This is a genomic window from Moellerella wisconsensis (genome assembly GCF_022592395.1).
Taxonomy (GTDB): Bacteria; Pseudomonadota; Gammaproteobacteria; order Enterobacterales; family Enterobacteriaceae; genus Moellerella; species Moellerella wisconsensis.
The window spans coordinates 2461190-2477689 of record NZ_CP093242.1 but is presented as its reverse complement, the minus strand read 5'-3'; the positions used below and the strand labels follow the sequence as shown (position 1 = coordinate 2477689).

The 16500-nt window shown below is 35.1% G+C and carries 16 protein-coding genes and 3 pseudogenes; 7 read left to right on the top strand and 12 right to left on the bottom strand.

The genetic code is table 11. The features are described from left to right. The first annotated feature begins 81 nt into the window (after positions 1–81). Together galM and MNY66_RS10910 are read left to right on the top strand one after the other, a co-directional pair. On the top strand, positions 82–1098 hold the full coding sequence (gene galM / locus MNY66_RS10915; protein WP_241500853.1) for a galactose-1-epimerase: 1017 nt from the start codon (positions 82–84) through the stop codon (positions 1096–1098). 236 nt (positions 1099–1334) lie between these two features. Further along, positions 1335–2336, top strand: a complete 1002-nt coding sequence (locus MNY66_RS10910; RefSeq protein WP_241500852.1) for a substrate-binding domain-containing protein — start codon at positions 1335–1337, stop codon at positions 2334–2336. A gap of 65 nt (positions 2337–2401) precedes the next feature. Here MNY66_RS10910 and MNY66_RS10905 read toward each other — a convergent pair whose 3' ends face one another. Continuing rightward, positions 2402–3853 carry a bifunctional 2-methylcitrate dehydratase/aconitate hydratase gene (locus MNY66_RS10905; RefSeq protein WP_241500851.1) on the bottom strand — a complete coding sequence of 484 codons (1452 nt, stop codon included), beginning with the start codon at positions 3851–3853 and terminating at the stop codon, positions 2402–2404. Between the two features lie 20 nt (positions 3854–3873). Then, the gene (gene prpC, locus MNY66_RS10900) at positions 3874–5040 is read right to left on the bottom strand and encodes a bifunctional 2-methylcitrate synthase/citrate synthase (RefSeq protein ID WP_241500850.1); all 1167 of its coding nucleotides are present in this window, start codon (positions 5038–5040) and stop codon (positions 3874–3876) included. Positions 5041–6089: 1049 nt separating this feature from the next. On the opposite strand from prpC, the gene MNY66_RS10895 reads away from it, so the two are divergent. Next, complete coding sequence (locus MNY66_RS10895) at positions 6090–7232, top strand: MFS transporter (RefSeq protein ID WP_241501887.1); 1143 nt, start codon at positions 6090–6092, stop codon at positions 7230–7232. Between the two features lie 113 nt (positions 7233–7345). Here MNY66_RS10895 and MNY66_RS10890 read toward each other — a convergent pair whose 3' ends face one another. Then, the gene (locus MNY66_RS10890; RefSeq protein ID WP_241500849.1) at positions 7346–8233 is read right to left on the bottom strand and encodes an ATP-grasp fold amidoligase family protein; all 888 of its coding nucleotides are present in this window, start codon (positions 8231–8233) and stop codon (positions 7346–7348) included. A gap of 436 nt (positions 8234–8669) precedes the next feature. Between MNY66_RS10890 and MNY66_RS10885 the strand changes: the two genes are divergently transcribed. After that, a complete protein-coding gene (locus tag MNY66_RS10885) occupies positions 8670–9437 on the top strand; it encodes a GNAT family N-acetyltransferase (protein WP_241500848.1) in 768 nt (255 codons plus the stop codon). A 205-nt stretch (positions 9438–9642) separates the two neighbouring features. Further along, complete coding sequence (locus MNY66_RS10880) at positions 9643–10179, top strand: tetratricopeptide repeat protein (protein ID WP_241500847.1); 537 nt, start codon at positions 9643–9645, stop codon at positions 10177–10179. Positions 10180–10519: 340 nt separating this feature from the next. Here the strand turns inward: MNY66_RS10880 and MNY66_RS10875 are convergent. After that, positions 10520–10811: pseudogene (locus MNY66_RS10875) on the bottom strand (IS66 family transposase); the annotation flags it as partial. A 117-nt stretch (positions 10812–10928) separates the two neighbouring features. On the opposite strand from MNY66_RS10875, the gene MNY66_RS18185 reads away from it, so the two are divergent. Then, positions 10929–11072, top strand: a complete 144-nt coding sequence (locus MNY66_RS18185; RefSeq protein ID WP_435371753.1) for a hypothetical protein — start codon at positions 10929–10931, stop codon at positions 11070–11072. Next, a pseudogene (locus tag MNY66_RS10865) lies at positions 11023–11190 on the top strand (integrase core domain-containing protein); the annotation flags it as partial. The gene MNY66_RS18185 and the pseudogene MNY66_RS10865, both read left to right, overlap by 50 nt. Positions 11191–11215: 25 nt before the next feature. Here MNY66_RS10865 and MNY66_RS10860 read toward each other — a convergent pair. From MNY66_RS10860 to MNY66_RS10825, 8 genes and pseudogenes are all read right to left on the bottom strand, one after another. Beyond that, a pseudogene (locus tag MNY66_RS10860) lies at positions 11216–11371 on the bottom strand (integrase arm-type DNA-binding domain-containing protein); the annotation flags it as partial. Between the two features lie 442 nt (positions 11372–11813). Beyond that, complete coding sequence (locus MNY66_RS10855) at positions 11814–13505, bottom strand: DUF2326 domain-containing protein (RefSeq protein ID WP_241500846.1); 1692 nt, start codon at positions 13503–13505, stop codon at positions 11814–11816. Beyond that, a complete protein-coding gene (locus tag MNY66_RS10850; RefSeq protein ID WP_241500845.1) occupies positions 13492–13728 on the bottom strand; it encodes an ABC-three component system middle component 6 in 237 nt (78 codons plus the stop codon). The genes MNY66_RS10855 and MNY66_RS10850 overlap by 14 nt, the downstream gene beginning before the upstream one ends. Continuing rightward, positions 13715–14266, bottom strand: a complete 552-nt coding sequence (locus MNY66_RS10845; protein WP_241500844.1) for an ABC-three component system protein — start codon at positions 14264–14266, stop codon at positions 13715–13717. Before MNY66_RS10845 ends, MNY66_RS10850 begins: the two co-directional genes overlap by 14 nt. Positions 14267–14283: 17 nt before the next feature. Further along, a complete protein-coding gene (locus MNY66_RS10840; protein ID WP_241500843.1) occupies positions 14284–14646 on the bottom strand; it encodes a hypothetical protein in 363 nt (120 codons plus the stop codon). Between the two features lie 222 nt (positions 14647–14868). After that, a complete protein-coding gene (locus MNY66_RS10835) occupies positions 14869–15321 on the bottom strand; it encodes an IrmA family protein (protein ID WP_241500842.1) in 453 nt (150 codons plus the stop codon). A 64-nt stretch (positions 15322–15385) separates the two neighbouring features. Continuing rightward, entirely contained in the window at positions 15386–15874 is a 489-nt protein-coding gene (locus tag MNY66_RS10830; RefSeq protein ID WP_241500841.1) for a hypothetical protein, read from the bottom strand. A 150-nt stretch (positions 15875–16024) separates the two neighbouring features. Continuing rightward, on the bottom strand, positions 16025–16498 hold the full coding sequence (locus MNY66_RS10825) for a hypothetical protein (protein WP_241500840.1): 474 nt from the start codon (positions 16496–16498) through the stop codon (positions 16025–16027). Between the last annotated feature and the right edge of the window lie 2 nt (positions 16499–16500).

Genomic DNA, 16500 nt, shown 5'->3' with positions numbered 1-16500 from the left:
TAAATCGATACGCTATAATTTATTACCCGACTTATTTTGTTATTCATCGTCAATTGTTGTTAATTAAGAACAGGTGCTCTTATGGAAGATATTAATTCTCAAATTATCACACTGACTAATCGTGGCGGGATGAAAATACAGCTTACTGATTTTGGTGCAACTTGGCTGAGTTGCATACTTCCCTTAAAATCAGGAGCAAGAGATGTTTTATTGGGAGCACCATCATTATCAGCCTTATCACAACAGCAAGTTTATCTGGGTGCAACCGTTGGTCGTTTTGCTAACCGAATAGCGCATGGAAAATTCACTTTAGAGGGTGAAGAATTTACTTTAACAATTAATCAAGCACCTAATTGTTTGCATGGTGGAATTGATAACTTCAGTTATCGTCAATGGAAAATAGAGAAAAAAAATCAAAATGAGGTTTTATTTTCACTTTTATCTCCAGATGGAGATCAAGGTTTTCCCGGGGATTTACAGGTCTTTGTAGGGTATTGTCTGACGGATGATAATCGAGTCACTATTACCTATACCAGCCAAACAAATAAACACTGCCCTGTAAGTTTAACCAATCACAGTTATTTCAATTTAGCTGGTGAGAATTCGACTCGAACTTGTTTAGAACATGATTTACAGCTTTATGCACCTCAATTCTTACCGTTAACTGCTGAGGGGCTCCCAACCGGAGAATGGCGAAAAACGACTGGAACACATTTTGATTTTAGTCAGCGTCGGCGTATTGGCCGTAATTTTTTACAAGATGACGAACAACGGCGGGTAGGAGGTTACGATCATCCGCTGATTTTGGATACAGAGAAAACAGATGGCCAATCAATTATTGCTTCGTTATTTTCTCCCGATGATGATGTTCGCTTAGATATTGCGACAACGATGCCAAGCATGCAGTTATATAGTGGAAATTATTTACAAGGAACGCGCGGAAAATCACATGAATATGCGAATTACTTCGGTATAGCTATGGAAACACAATTTTTACCGGATGGACCGAATCATCCTGAATGGGATCAAAGATATCGAGGCATACAACAAGCCAATAAAACCTATCATAATTCCACAAGCTATCAATTTCATTTCTAATTACCATAATTGTTGGCCGAAATTACCGATTAAACGCGTTAAATAGCGCGTTTAATTTTTGCTATTAAATATCTGTCAATTTTACTTATCAATTAGCTATTATGGTATATTATAGCGAATAGTGAATTGTTTTTTATCGTTTTTTCAGTGATATAATCATATGCTGATTATGACTAAATAGTTGGATTAATAAGTCATGTATTGGTTAATAGAGTTATTTGTCAAAGAGGCATAATATGGCAACGATAAAAGATGTTGCACGGGAAGCAGGTGTTTCAGTAGCGACCGTTTCACGCGTAATAAATGAATCACCTAAAGCCAGCAAAGCATCAATTATTGTTGTAAAACAAGCGATGAGCAAACTTGGCTATCGTCCTAATGCCGCTGCTAGAGCGCTTGTAAGTCAGAATAGTCATACAATTGGTGTCTTGGTTAATGATGTCTCGGATCCGTTCTTCGGTACGTTAGTTAAAGCTGTTGATGGTGTAGCCCATCGTTATGGTAAACATATTTTGATTTGTAATGGCTATCATAATGCAGAAGAAGAACGCCAATCGATAGAATTATTAATTAATAACCGCTGTGATGCTTTGGTTATCCATTCAAAAGCATTATCTGATACACAATTAATAGATTATGCCACTGAAGTGCCGAGTATGGTGCTAATTAATCGTCATATTCCACAAATTTCTGAGCGTTGTATTTCACTTAATAATTATCAAGGCGCATATTTAGCAACAGAACATCTTATTAATTATGGTCATAAGAATATTGCTTATATATCATCAAACCATCAAATTGAAGATGCGGAACAACGACTACAAGGTTATCTTGACGCGTTAAAAGATAATAATATTCCTTATTCAAAAAATATGATTGAGTACGGTTCACCGTATGGAGAAGGAGGGGAAGAAGCGATGACCAATTTATTGACTAAATCCTTGAATATCTCCGCTGTAGTGGCTTATAACGATTTTATGGCGGCAGGCGCCATGTCGGTACTTGATGAGAATGGAATAGCGTTGCCACAGCAAATGTCTGTGGTTGGTTTTGATGATGTTTTAATTGCGCGCTATATTCATCCTCGATTAACTACAGTCCGTTATCCCATACAAATGATGGCTGAAAAAGCTACAGAATTGGCTTTGGCTATATCTCGCGGTGATGAAATATATGCTCAATCATTAATTTATTGCCCGACATTAATACAGAGAAACTCGGTCACTAGAATTGAATAATATTAATGACTAGTTTATTTAAAATAGTGCCAATCGCTATTACTTTGATTGGCACTTAATATTTATTAAATAACTAATAAATCAAGGTATTCATTTACTGGAATACTATTTAAATATCGGCGGTCTAATGACATGGCTAATATTTGTTGTTGCTGAGCCTCTGGAAATTGACGCGCCATATTCACCCTGAATTTTTTTAATAATAGCGGAATCCCCTCTTTACGACGACGAGCATGGCCTAATGGATATTCAATAATTATTTCATCTAAATGTTCACCATTGTTTAAAATAACATACATCGCATTGGCTATCGAACGTTTATCAGGATCATGATAATCTTGTGTAAATAGAGGTTCCTCGGTACAACTTATTTTTTTCCGTAAGATATCAATTCGTGGGTCAGCTGCGATGGTATCGCTGTAATCGGCTGCGGTTAATCTGCCATATAATAGAGAAATCGCTACCATATATTGAATACAATGATCACGATCGGCTGAATTATATAATGGGCCTTGTTTATCTATAATTCGTAAACATGCTTCATGAGTTTTTATTATTACTGAATGAATATCATCGCTATTTTTTCCTTGTTCTTTTAATTGATTATATATTTGCAGTGCAGCCTCTATGGCAGTATGGCCATGAAACTCCGCGGGAAAAGAGATTTTAAACAAGATATTTTCCATTACATAGCAGCCATAGGGGCGTTGAAATTTAAATGGCTGTCCTTTAAATAGCACATCATAAAAGCCCCATTTTTTGGCTGTTAAGGCACTGGGATAACCCATTTCTCCTTTTTGAACTTTAAGGACTAACCGTACTGCTCGAGCTGTAGCATCTCCTGCCGCCCATGATTTTCGGGTGCCGGTATTGGGGGATTGACGATAAGTGCGTAGCGGATGGCCATCGAGCCAAGCGAGAGAAACAGCACTAAGTATTTGCTCTCGATTGAGTCCCAGCATTTCTGCAATTACGGCAGTTGAAGCAACCTTAACTAAAATAACGTGATCGAGACCAACCTCATTAAAGGCATTTTCTAGTGCGATACATCCTTGTATTTCATGGGCTTTGATCATACTGGTTAGCACATTTTTTATTGTAAGAGGAGCGTGCCCTTTTGTGATGGCTTCGCGTGATAACCAATCTGCTACAGCAAGAATACCTCCTAAGTTATCAGAGGGATGCCCCCATTCTGCAGCCAGCCAAGTGTCATTGAAATCTAGCCAACGATTCATTGCCCCAATGTTAAATGCTGCTTGTATTGGGTCTAATTGGAATTGGGTTCCAGGGATTTTAGTCCCATTAGGAACAATGGTTCCCGGAATAATTGGCCCTAATAGCTTTCGACAGGCTGGATATTCGAGCGATTCCATACCGCAACCAAGCGTATCTAAAAAACAGTAATAGGCGGTTTCATAGGCAAGTTCTGAAATAACAGGTTGTTGGGTTACATAATCAACAATATCAACAATAACCTGATCATATTTATTTTCATTGCACGTGCTTGGCATAGGCATAGTTATTCCTATTTTAGGAGTTAAGAGCGATCTTTTAGAGCAATAAATGGCTGATTGTCAGGACCAATATAATGTGCAGTAGGGCGAATAATTTTATTGTCAAGACGTTGCTCGATAATATGTGCCGCCCACCCGGCAGTACGTGCAATGACAAACAGTGGAGTAAACATCGCTGTCGGGATCCCCATCAAATGATAGGAAACAGCAGAAAACCAATCGAGATTTGGGAATATATTTTTTTGCTGAGCCATGAGCATTTCAATGCGATCGGCTATTTGGTACAGTTTATGATTATTAGTTTCTTGCGATAGTTTATAGGCTATTGATTTAATTATTTTATGGCGAGGATCAGCTAGCGTGTATACAGGATGACCGAAACCAATAATAACTTCTTGTTGTTGTAGTCGTGATAAAATATCTTGCTCGGCATCTTCTGGGGAATGATATCGTTGTTGAATCTCGAGTGAAACTTCATTTGCTCCTCCATGTTTTGGCCCACGAAGCGCAGCGATTGCTCCTGTGATTGCAGAATAAAAATCACTTCCCGTTCCAGCAATGACTCGGCTAGAAAAGGTTGATGCATTGAATTCATGTTCTGCATACAGAATATAAGAGCTATGCATGTGTTTAACCCATTCTAATGATGGAGGTTTTCCGAGTAAAAGATGTAGAAAGTGGCCTCCTATTGAATCATCATCAGTTTCCGTTTCAATACGTTTTCCATGATGACTAAAGTGGTACCAATACAATAATATTGAACTCAATGAAGCGAGCAATTTATCAGCAATATCACGAGCTTCAGAGTGTGGATGTGTGATTTTCTCTGGAAGAATACAGCCAATTACAGAGATACCAGTGCGAAGAACATCCATTGGATGCGCTGCTGCGGGTAACGATTCCAGTGTTATTTTGACATTAGCGGGCAAGCCCCGTAGAGATTTAAGTTTATTTTTATAACAAATTAGTTCAGCATTATTAGGAAGTTTTTCATGAATTAATAAATAGGCGACTTCTTCAAATTCACATTTTCCCGCTAAATCTTGAATATCATAACCACGATAGTGCAGGTCATTTCCATTTTTACCTACGGTACAGAGAGCAGTATTTCCGGCACAGATACCCGATAATGCGATTGATTTCTTTGACTTACGATTATTTGAGTCTATAAAATTAAAAATTTTTTCCATAAAACCGTCCTTATTTAGTATCTAATCCATTAGGTGAATATAGTTTTTATTATTTATAATAATCAAATCTATATAATGTATTTAATTAATTTATTTTCATTGTTGATGATGTTTCAACTTTAATCTATTGAATTTATTTTGTTAATTATTATAATTATAGTTTTCAATTCCCATTGTGCTATTTTCAATATTAATTGTTAGTGATAGTATTTCATCTGATTATTTTGATATTTAAAACCCCATGGGTTGTTTTATTTTTTCATTTATTAATAAAACATATTTATATTATTTATGAAACATAATTATGTATAATTAATTTAGTGAAGTGCTAATTAATGATAATAATAGAATAAAAAACAAAGAGATGATGAATAAAATTATAATTCTGTGCGCATAATCATATATTAAGGTAATTATGTGGTTGATTATTCAATAAAAGTGACTAAATATTCGCATATCTAAGTGCCAGTACAACTATGACAGTGTAGCTATATAGTATCGATAACCAGATCATAATATGTTTTAATCGTAATAGTGAGTAAAATAATAAGAAGGTTATTTAATACTCATAAAAGATAAAAATATTTCTCTGTTCTAAAATCAGAAAAAAAGTAAATACTTAGGCCGCTAGTATAATTGTAAGAAAATATAAGTTTTATTAGCTTAAATTGACAGGGGCATATCTTAATTATTGATAATCATGACTCTATCTATAGCATATAAACAATCAGTTAGTAATCTGTAATGTTTTGTTTTCATTGGTAATGTTTGTTTTTTTAAGATGGGTAATAAAATTTATTAATTAAGTTAAAATCCAATATAAAAATTTTTGCTTATAAGCATTAGATTTTCTCATTGTAATTTATGTATAGAAAGATCTATATTGCGCGCAATTAAGCTATTGAGCTTTTATTTATTCTGCTCCAGTCGCCGGAATTTATACTGTTCCTCAGTGTGAATTACAAGGCCTAATGGCATTCCCCCGATGAAGATGCAGCGCATGTAATTACTTTTAAAGTGGAGAGATGGTCGTGAAACAGGCCTCTGCTATGCGCACCAATGACAGTGCTTTCGTCCCTGTCGCTGGCTTAACTATTTTTGCTATTGCTTCCGGTTATTTAATGAGTTTAATTCCTTTATCCATGGGGAATTTTGCTATTGATACAAGTTATGCCAGCTGGTTAGCTAGTATTTATTATATTGGGTTACTTATTGGTTCTATGCTGATTGAACCAGTGATCGCCAAAATTGGCCATCGTTTATCATTTGTTAGCTTTTTATTAATGCTATCAGTTACTGTCATTGCGTTGCCTATAGCTCCGAAAATTGAATTTTGGCTACCGATTCGCTTAGTTGCAGGTATTGCTGTTGCTGGTATTTTCGTGGTGGTTGAGTCGTGGTTATTAATTGGTGATAGCCCTAAGGAACGAGCAAAACGTCTGAGTTTTTATATGACGGCTCTTTATGGCGGAACAACGGTGGGACAATTAGTGATTGGTGTCATTGGTACCCAGGGTCTTATCCCATTTGTTGCAGTGTTAGGGCTTTTGTTATTAGCGGTTATGCCTCCTTTATTTTTACGTCAAGGACAACCTACATGTGCAACGCATCATCGTTTATCACTCAAGAAAATCAGTAAATTAAGTAAACCTGCGATTATCGGTTGTATGGTATCCGGTGTTGTGATGGGGACTATCTATGGTCTAATGCCATTATCATTAATAGAAGGTCATTACTCTACTGAACAGGTGGGAGTTTTGATGGCTGCTATTATTTTAGGTGGTATGGTTATTCAGCCAGTTATTAGTAAATTGTCCTTATTAATGAGTAAAACTTTACTGTTAGCTATGGTTTCTTTGCTAGGTGTTTTTGCTATGGGGATGATTTATTTATCAGATGATTATTTAGTCATGGTTATTGCCTTGGCATTATTGGGTATGTCATCTTTTGCACTTTATCCAATCGCTATTACATTGGCATGCGATAATCTGGACTCATCTTATATTGTCGCGGCAACTCAAGTTATGTTATTTAGCTACAGCATTGGGTCAGCAGTTGGGCCTGTCGGCGCCGGTAGATTTATAGCTCAGAATAATGGATTAATGGACTTTTTCTTTATGGTTTTACTCGCAACGGCTATTTATATGCTGATTGCAAGTGTCCGACGTAAAAGTCATATTCTGGTTAGTTAAATATATAACTGGATTGATTCGTATAGAAAAGGGTAGTCATTTTATTTGACTACCCTTTTTATTTATAAATATTCACATTTATTTATAAGCTTTGATTGTTAATCAATAACTTTTTAATTAGCGGTATAAATTTTCTGTTGCCAAAGGGAGCCTAGTTTATAATCCCATGATATTGGTTCGATAGGAGTGCGTCCGGCATTAGGTGTAAATGTTAATTCACTAAAGTAAATCTTATTTTCTGATATTAAGAAATCAACACGACAATAATCAAACCCTTCAGCTAAAATTTTAGCAAGCTCAAGCATTTTGGAATATAACGTTGGCTGAGGGAGCTTATGACGCATATTAGGATATCCAAGCGTAACTGATTGTAGGTTCCATTCAGGATCATAAATATTAATAAATTCATTGCCATTTTCATCAGAAAAATCAATTTCAGAATAATGGGGTGCTCCGTTAAAACAGTGAATTCTACACGTTTCTGGCGTCAGCATGCGGTTATTATTACTAAATAAATCAATATATTTTTCGCAAATAATTTTAGCATTAATATCTTTATAGTGTTTTTCACGCGTAATATAGTAAAAATTACGCATAAGGTAAAAATCAAGCTTTTTTGTAGCTTTAGATAAATCAAAATGGCGCTTAGAATGACAAATAATGCTGCTACCACTGTCATGATTGCATTTTAGTACAAATTGCTCAGGTAGTTCATCTAATCGTATTTGTTGAGTTTTAGTATAAGTTTTTAGTAGTGGGACTAAATAATCTTCACCAATCTTCTGTTTTATAAAATCTCTGACTAATAGTTTATCTGCTAATTGAGTAAATAGTGGGTTTCTATCATATAAAATTCGATGGTTTATTTTCTCATTAAAGCTGGTAGGGAAATCAAAGTTCGGTGTGTACTTGATTTTTCTCATGAATTTTTTGGTTAAGTAATTTTTATCGCTAATAATGCTGGTTCGTATTATTTTTAAAAAATATTCTAATTTTTTCATGTTATTTAATTAACTAATTGCTGTGAGTGAGACAAAGATAATCAATGAAATAAGTGGGTAATCTTTGTATTAATACTTTTTATTTTATTCTTAATGCTTTAAATGAAAGGTAAACGGGATCATTCTTATGAAAACATCAATCATAAGTTAAATTCAATCTGATTATATATATTAATTATATTGATTTTTTTATAAAGAAGCCGTTTTTTATAAAAAATGTTCATTAGTAGACTATGGTATAGGTTATAACAAATTGAGGCCGCAAGATAAAATAAATTTTGTCTGATATTATGTGTTTTTATTGCAATTATATTGTCGTTTTATGAGTGTCGTGTGGTGTATGATAGTAAATCAAACATATAAGATATATTTTTATCTATTAATATTACTTAGGTGTTTATTTGTAATAGTGGTAGTTGGGAGCGATGACCATATTATGGTAAATATAAAAAATTATTTTGATATTGAGCAGTTATTTTGGGTATCTCTTTGCCAAAAGCATGAAGTTATTAACTCTTCAGTAGAGTGCTATTTAACCTCGATAGATCTATCTATTTTTAATTTTATTCTTATAAGAGCACCAATAAATCTAAAAACTTTACATGCAGCACAGGAGGTTTTTGATGAAAAAAATAAAGCTTACTGTCTGGTTATAAAGGACAGTGCAATATCATCTTTATTGCCGATATTAACTTGTGGTAGCTATAAAGCTGATAGTATGACAACCGCAATGGGATTAGCACTAAATAAATACACGAAAAAAAATCAATGGCAGGAAGAAAAATCTCTAGTGATTAGGCTCGTCAATGATAATTTATCATTGTGGGCACAACCCCTTAAAAGTGCTTTTTTAGGTGAGGAAATTGATGACCTTCATATCATCAACCAATATATTGAATATCATCAGAATATACTCAATAAGAAGATAGAGATTTACCATTTTGTATTAATTAAATCTCAATTTCCTGTCACCTCATTGACATTAACTATTCATAATAAAATGGCAAGATTAGATGATATTGCTACACATATTGATCATCAAAAACAAGGTAATGCGACGTATTTAATTCGTTATGTATTAGATTTGTGTCTACAAAAAAAGATCACCTGTTGTTATTTAGAATCGTCACCTTATGGGGTTGAACTATATCGACGGTTAGGTTTTGAGCCACTATTTAATTACTTCAGTTATTATAAAGTATAAATGATGATTTTAATTTAATTAAGGAAGTGAAAAATAATTTATATAACTAGCGGTTATCCCATGCTGCTCTGGCTTGATAGTTTTCTTTACGTAATGATTTTGTTATATTTGATAGCATCGAATAATTTTATTAAAGCGATATATTAATAACAAAATGAAAATACTCTTAAAGCGAATGATAAACTCGATTTTTTTAATGATTTTTATGCTATTCATCGTAATGAATACTAGCTTAGCCGCCATACCTCAGGAAACTATTAAGCAAGTTGAAAGTGTGGCGGCAAAAGGGGATATTAAAGCGCAAGTATTACTGGGTGTCAGTTATTATTTAGGACAAGAGGTAAAGCAGGATTATAAAAAAGCTAAAAAATGGCTCACTATGGCGGCAGGAAAAGGTAATCAAGATGCGCAAGTATTTTTGGGGGATATGTATCTTAATGGTCATGGCGTGGAACAAAATTTTGAGACTGCTATAAAATGGTTTGAAAAATCATCGAAGCAAGGTAATAAAGATGCTCAAAATTATTTAGGTTTAATGTACTACGATGGAATTGGCGTAAGACAAAATTATATCATTTCAGCTGAATGGTTCGAGAAAGCAGCCAATCAAGGCCATCCCTCAGCGATGTTTATGTTGGGAAAAATGTATCGAGATGGTGAAGGTGTTGATTTTAATGAAAAAAAATCAACTGAATTATTACAGAAATCCTGTAAAGCAGGTCTGAAAGATGCATGTAAATAAGAGCGAATATTAAATTATTTTTATATTTTGTGATTAACTTGGTCGCTTAAAAATAAATAGCTAGATAACAGAATGGTATTGAGTATTTATATTGACTAGTAATATTTAACTAACCAATTTTAGATTGGAAAAGTTTCAAGCTTATTTAGCAAGATCCACCGTAAACCATCGCCCAGTGCAAGTGGGAATATAAGGCGAAAAGCCCGGAGGGCTGGAGTGAGCTTTTTTATTCTTCAACTGCACATGCATTATACGTGCGGTTTAAAGACTATTCTGGGTCAAGTTACTATCCGCTCAACTTTGCTAACATATTGTTTTAATAGTTGTTGTCACATCACTGCCCTTTGGCTTTCGCGGTCTCGACGATACTGTAAAGCATCGCACTCGCTTCCGCGCCATTTGGATTGGTTGAGAAGAGCTAAATTTTTCTGCCTATGATCAGCAGTTTAATTGCGCGTTCTGCCCGATTATTGTCGATAGATAAGTGACCGTCATCGATAGAACGAATGAGTTTAGGCCATTGCTCCAGGGTGTATTTTATGGCCATTACCCAATGGGCTAGATTCTATCAATCGTTGAGTTGTCATCCATTCGTAAAACTCATCCAGTATTGGCTTGGCGTGTGTTTGCCGTTTTGTTTTTCGATGCGCTATCCTTCAGAAACCTTCACTAGAGATTGAGAGACTAGGTTTGAGGGGGAGGGAATTATACCAATACCACTGGAGTTTCTTGTCCAATTGTGGCGCATAATGTTGAACCCAGCGGTAAATGGTAGAGTGATCGACATCGACACCACGCTCTGCCAGCATTTCCTTAAGCTCACGATAACTGATGCCGTACTTACGGGTCAATGGAATATTGAAAATGGAGTATTTACTAATCAAGCCGAGTAATTTGGAGCAGGCAAGAAAGTTAGTCGAAGAATCAATGTAGTTGTATAATGAAAGGCGACCGCATTTATCATTAAATTATAAAACGCCCAATGAGGTTCATCGCGCGTTTTATCCCTGAAAAGTTGTCAACCTATATCAGGACTAGTCAAAGGACGGTAGTAACGGAATTGCCATAACTTGCTTCCGCTAGATTTGATTAGCAGCCTGAGTCCATCACTATCATACAGCTGATAGTCCTTGTCCTGCGGTTTAGCTGCTTTGATTTCGGTATCGGTCAATGGCTTAGTTTTTCTTGCCATGAAAAATTTCCATGCGTTTAGACCCAACAAAGATGTTAGTTCTTTTCGTTGGGCCTATTAATGGGCCTAAAGGAATTAGTTTGGGTGGGATAAAATAGGGACAGTATAGGACATAAAAAAGCCCGCAACTCATTGAGTTAGCGGGCTTTTCAGTCTTCTTTGGACGTCCTTAGAAGATAATTTGGTGGGCTGGGGGAGTCTGAATTCGTCGCTTAACTAAATGATTTTATAGTGCTAATGTTCAATTCAACTTTTCAAAAGTGCCTAATAAGGTGCCTAAAAATATTTTGATTGATTTTTAGACGCTAATATTAGTGGGATAGCTATACATATGGTTTTGCATTTTATCAGTTTATATAGAAATTACTACTTTGCTTCAGTTGCTGATATTCTGTAAATAGTAACATTACAGAAAAGGCTACTAATTTAGTAGCCATGAATGTTACAGTTTGAAGAATTTGTTATCTTGAGATAGTTCAAGAATGATGTAAGGCTTATATTTCTGATAATCTTTTTGAACTAATTTATCAGACAACATTGATACAATGTGTTGCCCTGATAGTTTAATCGACTCATCAAAAACTTTGCGGATGTACTGGATGTCGATTTCATCAATAGAGTCATGCAGTACAAAGTTAGGCCTCATCGCGTGTTCATCACAAACTGTCTTTATATATGCCAGATCGAACGTAACAACTTCAAGTCTCTTTAATCCCCCTTCGTTGTTTGATTCGACATCATCTACGTGAGGGGAACATTCGCCTTTTTCTTGGTTTAAATGAAGGCTAAAATTGTATTTAACACCATAAAAATCAAGAGTGTAATCTTTAAAATTTTCTATATATTTTTGTTCAAAAGAGGTTACGCTAGTAAGCTCTTTTTCTAGTTCCTTTGACAACTCAGTTAAGCGTAGATTTTCAATTACTAATTTTGAATCGATGTCATCTTTTTTATCAATAATGGCAGTTAATTTTGCTAATTCTTTATCTAAATTGCCAATTTCTTTAATCGTATCAGAAAGTTCTTCTATTTTCCTTTTTGACTTGAGCTCGTCGAAAAGGTTCAGTTTTTGATTTTTAAGTTGACTAAATTTAACTATTGCTTTTGCATGTTCCTCTTGAAGCTTATCTAATCCATGAGAAACGAATTCACGCTTAGTGTTTAGAAGATGGGCATGGAACTCAAGAGCTTGTTGATAATCTTCAAGTGTAGATTCTATTTTAACCGATGCGTACTCATAAATTGCTTGTAGTTCATCTAGCAAATGTAGCTGTTCATTATTCTTAAGTATTTTATTGGTTTCCAAAATGTTTTTTATCTTTAAGTCTAAAGATAAAATTTCATCGGATAAGCAGTTTTGTTCATCATCAATCGCATTGATTCTAGATACAATTTCTAGCTTGTCGATACCTTTTTCAGATGATAAAAGTGTCTTTTCTAATTTGGCAATTTCTTGTTTTATTTTAGATATCGAGCCAACTATTTTATCTTGAGTAATTACACTATTGAATGCTATTAGATTTTTTTCATAACGCTTGATAGTTGTTTTTAGTTTATGGACTTTACTAAGAATTTCAGTGTCATTAAAGTTGAATAAATATAAAAAAACAGTATTGATATCTGACTTTGAAACGTTTTGACTGTTGTCAAAATTGACTGTTTTTGTCATACGGTGCTGTGTTGTTCTAAAAAATTTTGGGGCAAGTTTTCTGATAGTTGGTTTAGCAGAGTATACATTGAAAATACTGGCCATAATGTGAGAAATATACTCTTTACTTTTTACTTCGTGTCCATTTAAAATATAACTTTGTAGATCTATATTTGCAGAAAGTCTACGTTTGATAACAGTATGTTGATTGTCTAAACCTAAATATTCTAGTGAAGCATATACTTCACTATTAGTAAAAAGTTGTTCAATTTCTTTTTTAGGTGTTTGAAATTCCTCATCAATGTAGATGGGTTTAATTGAACCATCAAACAAATAGTCAAGAATTCTGCCTAAAGTTGATTTACCAACGCTATTTCCCGGCTCATCAGATTTCTTTTTACTTGTAATTATATTTAAGTTATTGAGAAATAATATTTCTCGTATTTCTTTTCCGTCTATTTCCAAGAGAAACCTAAGTAGCTTCATTGATAAAAATCTCTTTTTCATTGTAACTGATAGCTGAAATAATATATAGCCAGTCTAATGTTAAAATAATGTGGTCTACAGAAACTGAGAGCTCTTTATTCCCAATTTTCATTAGTTGAGTGATCGTCATGCGCTTTTTTTTGCACTCATGAAGCTTTTCCAGAATAAAGCCACCTATATAGAGTACGTTCATTTTTGGATGAGAGCCTTTAATCGGTATCATGGTTAGGATTCTCCAAGACACAACACTCAACAAAGGCATGCGCAACAACAACATTTATGCCAATTTCTACTTGTTCTTTGTATTGAGTTACATTAGCTGAACTATAAACGAATTTCCTGAGTTGCTTAATTACATCGCTGATGATTTCATCAGCATGTTGTCGTACTTTTGTTATGTCAGGTTCAAAAGAGTCGATCCCATGTTTTTCTAGTGAATTGCAATACATTTCATTTAGCAATTCCATAGCTGATTGTTTTCCATTGATTATATTTTGTTCTGCAAGAATATAGGCTCTTTCAATATGAGAAGAGTATGATTTGTATTGCAAGATTATTCTACGTCTGCTATTAAGCAGATTGTGGTTGATTTTTGTTGTAACATTCGCGGGAAAAGAACGATCGCTACGGTCAATTTTCACCTTAGTGGATGCAATATCACCAATGATAATGTTTATAATTGAGTCAACATTATTTTCTGGGGCTGCCATATTGTAGAAGTCACCTTCTATTTTTTGGATATCAATTCTTGTTTCGCACATAGATAAGCCTAGGACTCTTATTTATTGTAAATAAAGTCGCCTTTTATGACACCTTGGTTAAAATTACTTTGGCCATGTTGATGCACTTCTTGATAGTTATCATGAATATCGTTTTGCTCAATTTTGATTATTTTTTGTTCAAGGTTTGTATTCTGGATTTTTAATTCATTATTGGAGACTTCTAAGGCCACGTTCTTTTGCTGAAGAGTGCTGTTTTGAATCATTACAGTGTTATGTATAACGTTTAGATCATTGAATTTTTGTTTTATATTGCTCACATTATTTTTTTGAATAAAGGCATAGATGCAGCTGATGACTGTACAGAGCCAAGCTATAGCTATAAAAGGCGCACTGCCGAAAATTTCCCAAAATCCTTGCATTCTTACCTCAACTTCTACAATGTGGATATGTGTTTATAATAGCCGCTCTTATAAGGTAAACAAGGAGTTTTTATAAAACTCAATTTAACCTATTATTTTCTATACAATGTTTTGAGAAAATAATTGGTTAACTTAAGCTCTTTGCTCAAAGCCGACTAATCAAAAAAAATGGCAGATCATTCAATCTGCCACTGGTTTCTTTGGTGTATAACTAAAAAATTATTATTTTTTCCCTGCCACCGACATTTTTGCTAACTTTGGGTTACTAGCCTCAAAGATCGATAACGGTAATTCAACCTTACGCCCGTTCTGATCTTCCAGCGCTTTAATCACTTCAAATTCAGCAACATCTTCACAAGGTATTTCTAATCCTGCAAAAGTGGCACGAGTGGCGCTAGAGTCGCCAAAAGGTTCTACTTCCAATACTGTATCCCCTAATACTTTTCCTTGCCTATCTTTCATTCGCAGCGTTAGTTCAAGCGCACCAAACTCCGCGTGGTCTAGAGCCATATGGCTACCACCATTATCGAGGGTAAATGAATAACCACAGTAGCCTTGGTTAATAAAATTTGAACTCGTATGTGTGATGCTTGCATAACGCTGTTGTTCTTCAGCCAAACTAAATGTACTCACTGCCAATAGCCCTATCGCAAATAGGCTTTTTATCTTATTCATTACGTTACCTTTAGTTATCTTTTATCATACCCGCTACAGCAAGTGACGGTAGCGAGAATGTTATTTATTGTTGATTGGTTTGCAATCCACCTTTAGTACGGTCTTTTTCTTTCCAATGTGGGCGTTTTTTACCTGATAATTCTTTTTGCTGGTTCCAGTAACCTATCGGATAGCGTTTGACGATAGTACCGTTGACACCAATATCAACTGACGAATATTGCCCGTTATTAATGTATCCTTTTTGGACATAGGCATTAGGGCTACAAGTGCCTGTATCGCGTTGTTGCCAATTTCCATCGGTTCTTGCCACAATATAAAAATCACCAAATGCGCAACCTGACGCGGATTTATGATTCAGTACAGCAACATAATGCTTGGTTGAGCCCACAATCCTACAGCTACTGTTTTGGCTTCCACACACTTGCCATAAGGTTTTACCGCCATCGCCTTTATATTCCCAAATGGTATTTTTAAGGGGCTGGCTGGTGGCAGAGGCGGGTGATGTCATCAACCACAGTGAGGCCAATACAGTTACAACTACATATTTTTTCATTATAAATTCCTATCAATATAAATAGAAACGTCAGATTGACGCTTGATGAACACCGTCTAATGGGTGCTTGGCTTTCCCTGATATGGCGTATTCGGTGGTTATCGGGTGAATGGTGAATAAGGTATCCACAACAAAAATTGCTGATCATGGTTAATGTGATGACTGACGGTTTAGTCGCACTGAAATCCAGTGACGAATTCGCCGATGAAGATAAAAGGCAGTGCCAGTGGCGATAAGCAAATCAACCAGTAATATCGTGGTGGCGATACCTTCAGTAAAACCGTATAGCCAACCGGATGACATGATAATCAGTAGGCTAGAGAGGGCTAATCCGATAATGATGGACGAGATAATGGCAATTAATTTGGGGTTGAAATGGATTTTATAATCAACCCCCTTAAAGGCACTCAAAACCCATAAGCCCAATTGCGCCAAGAGTTGTGGGATAACCAAAGCCAAAAGATATAAAACGAAGTACATCAATGTGATCCCATACGGGTTCATGATGAGGGCGATAAGCTGGAAATATGTTAACAATGCGCCAGTGATCCAAAGGCATAACAAAATACTGATAACAATAGCGATGCGTTCTAAACCCAGTTGTAAGTGTGAAACGGTGTTCATAT

Bases quoted from the DNA above. Each gene is read 5' to 3' on its own strand.
- MNY66_RS10910 (WP_241500852.1), top strand. From the start codon at position 1,335: ATGGCAACGATAAAAGATGTTGCACGGGAAGCAGGTGTTTCAGTAGCG.
- MNY66_RS10830 (WP_241500841.1), bottom strand. From the start codon at position 15,874: ATGAAAAAATATGTAGTTGTAACTGTATTGGCCTCACTGTGGTTGATG.
- MNY66_RS10845 (WP_241500844.1), bottom strand. From the start codon at position 14,266: ATGTGCGAAACAAGAATTGATATCCAAAAAATAGAAGGTGACTTCTAC.
- MNY66_RS18185 (WP_435371753.1), top strand. From the start codon at position 10,929: ATGTTGAACCCAGCGGTAAATGGTAGAGTGATCGACATCGACACCACG.
- MNY66_RS10850 (WP_241500845.1), bottom strand. From the start codon at position 13,728: ATGATACCGATTAAAGGCTCTCATCCAAAAATGAACGTACTCTATATA.
- MNY66_RS10885 (WP_241500848.1), top strand. From the start codon at position 8,670: ATGGTAAATATAAAAAATTATTTTGATATTGAGCAGTTATTTTGGGTA.
- MNY66_RS10825 (WP_241500840.1), bottom strand. From the start codon at position 16,498: ATGAACACCGTTTCACACTTACAACTGGGTTTAGAACGCATCGCTATT.
- MNY66_RS10905 (WP_241500851.1), bottom strand. From the start codon at position 3,853: ATGCCTATGCCAAGCACGTGCAATGAAAATAAATATGATCAGGTTATT.
- MNY66_RS10890 (WP_241500849.1), bottom strand. From the start codon at position 8,233: ATGAAAAAATTAGAATATTTTTTAAAAATAATACGAACCAGCATTATT.
- galM (WP_241500853.1), top strand. From the start codon at position 82: ATGGAAGATATTAATTCTCAAATTATCACACTGACTAATCGTGGCGGG.
- prpC (WP_241500850.1), bottom strand. From the start codon at position 5,040: ATGGAAAAAATTTTTAATTTTATAGACTCAAATAATCGTAAGTCAAAG.
- MNY66_RS10840 (WP_241500843.1), bottom strand. From the start codon at position 14,646: ATGCAAGGATTTTGGGAAATTTTCGGCAGTGCGCCTTTTATAGCTATA.
- MNY66_RS10880 (WP_241500847.1), top strand. From the start codon at position 9,643: ATGCTATTCATCGTAATGAATACTAGCTTAGCCGCCATACCTCAGGAA.
- MNY66_RS10835 (WP_241500842.1), bottom strand. From the start codon at position 15,321: ATGAATAAGATAAAAAGCCTATTTGCGATAGGGCTATTGGCAGTGAGT.
- MNY66_RS10855 (WP_241500846.1), bottom strand. From the start codon at position 13,505: ATGAAGCTACTTAGGTTTCTCTTGGAAATAGACGGAAAAGAAATACGA.
- MNY66_RS10895 (WP_241501887.1), top strand. From the start codon at position 6,090: ATGCGCACCAATGACAGTGCTTTCGTCCCTGTCGCTGGCTTAACTATT.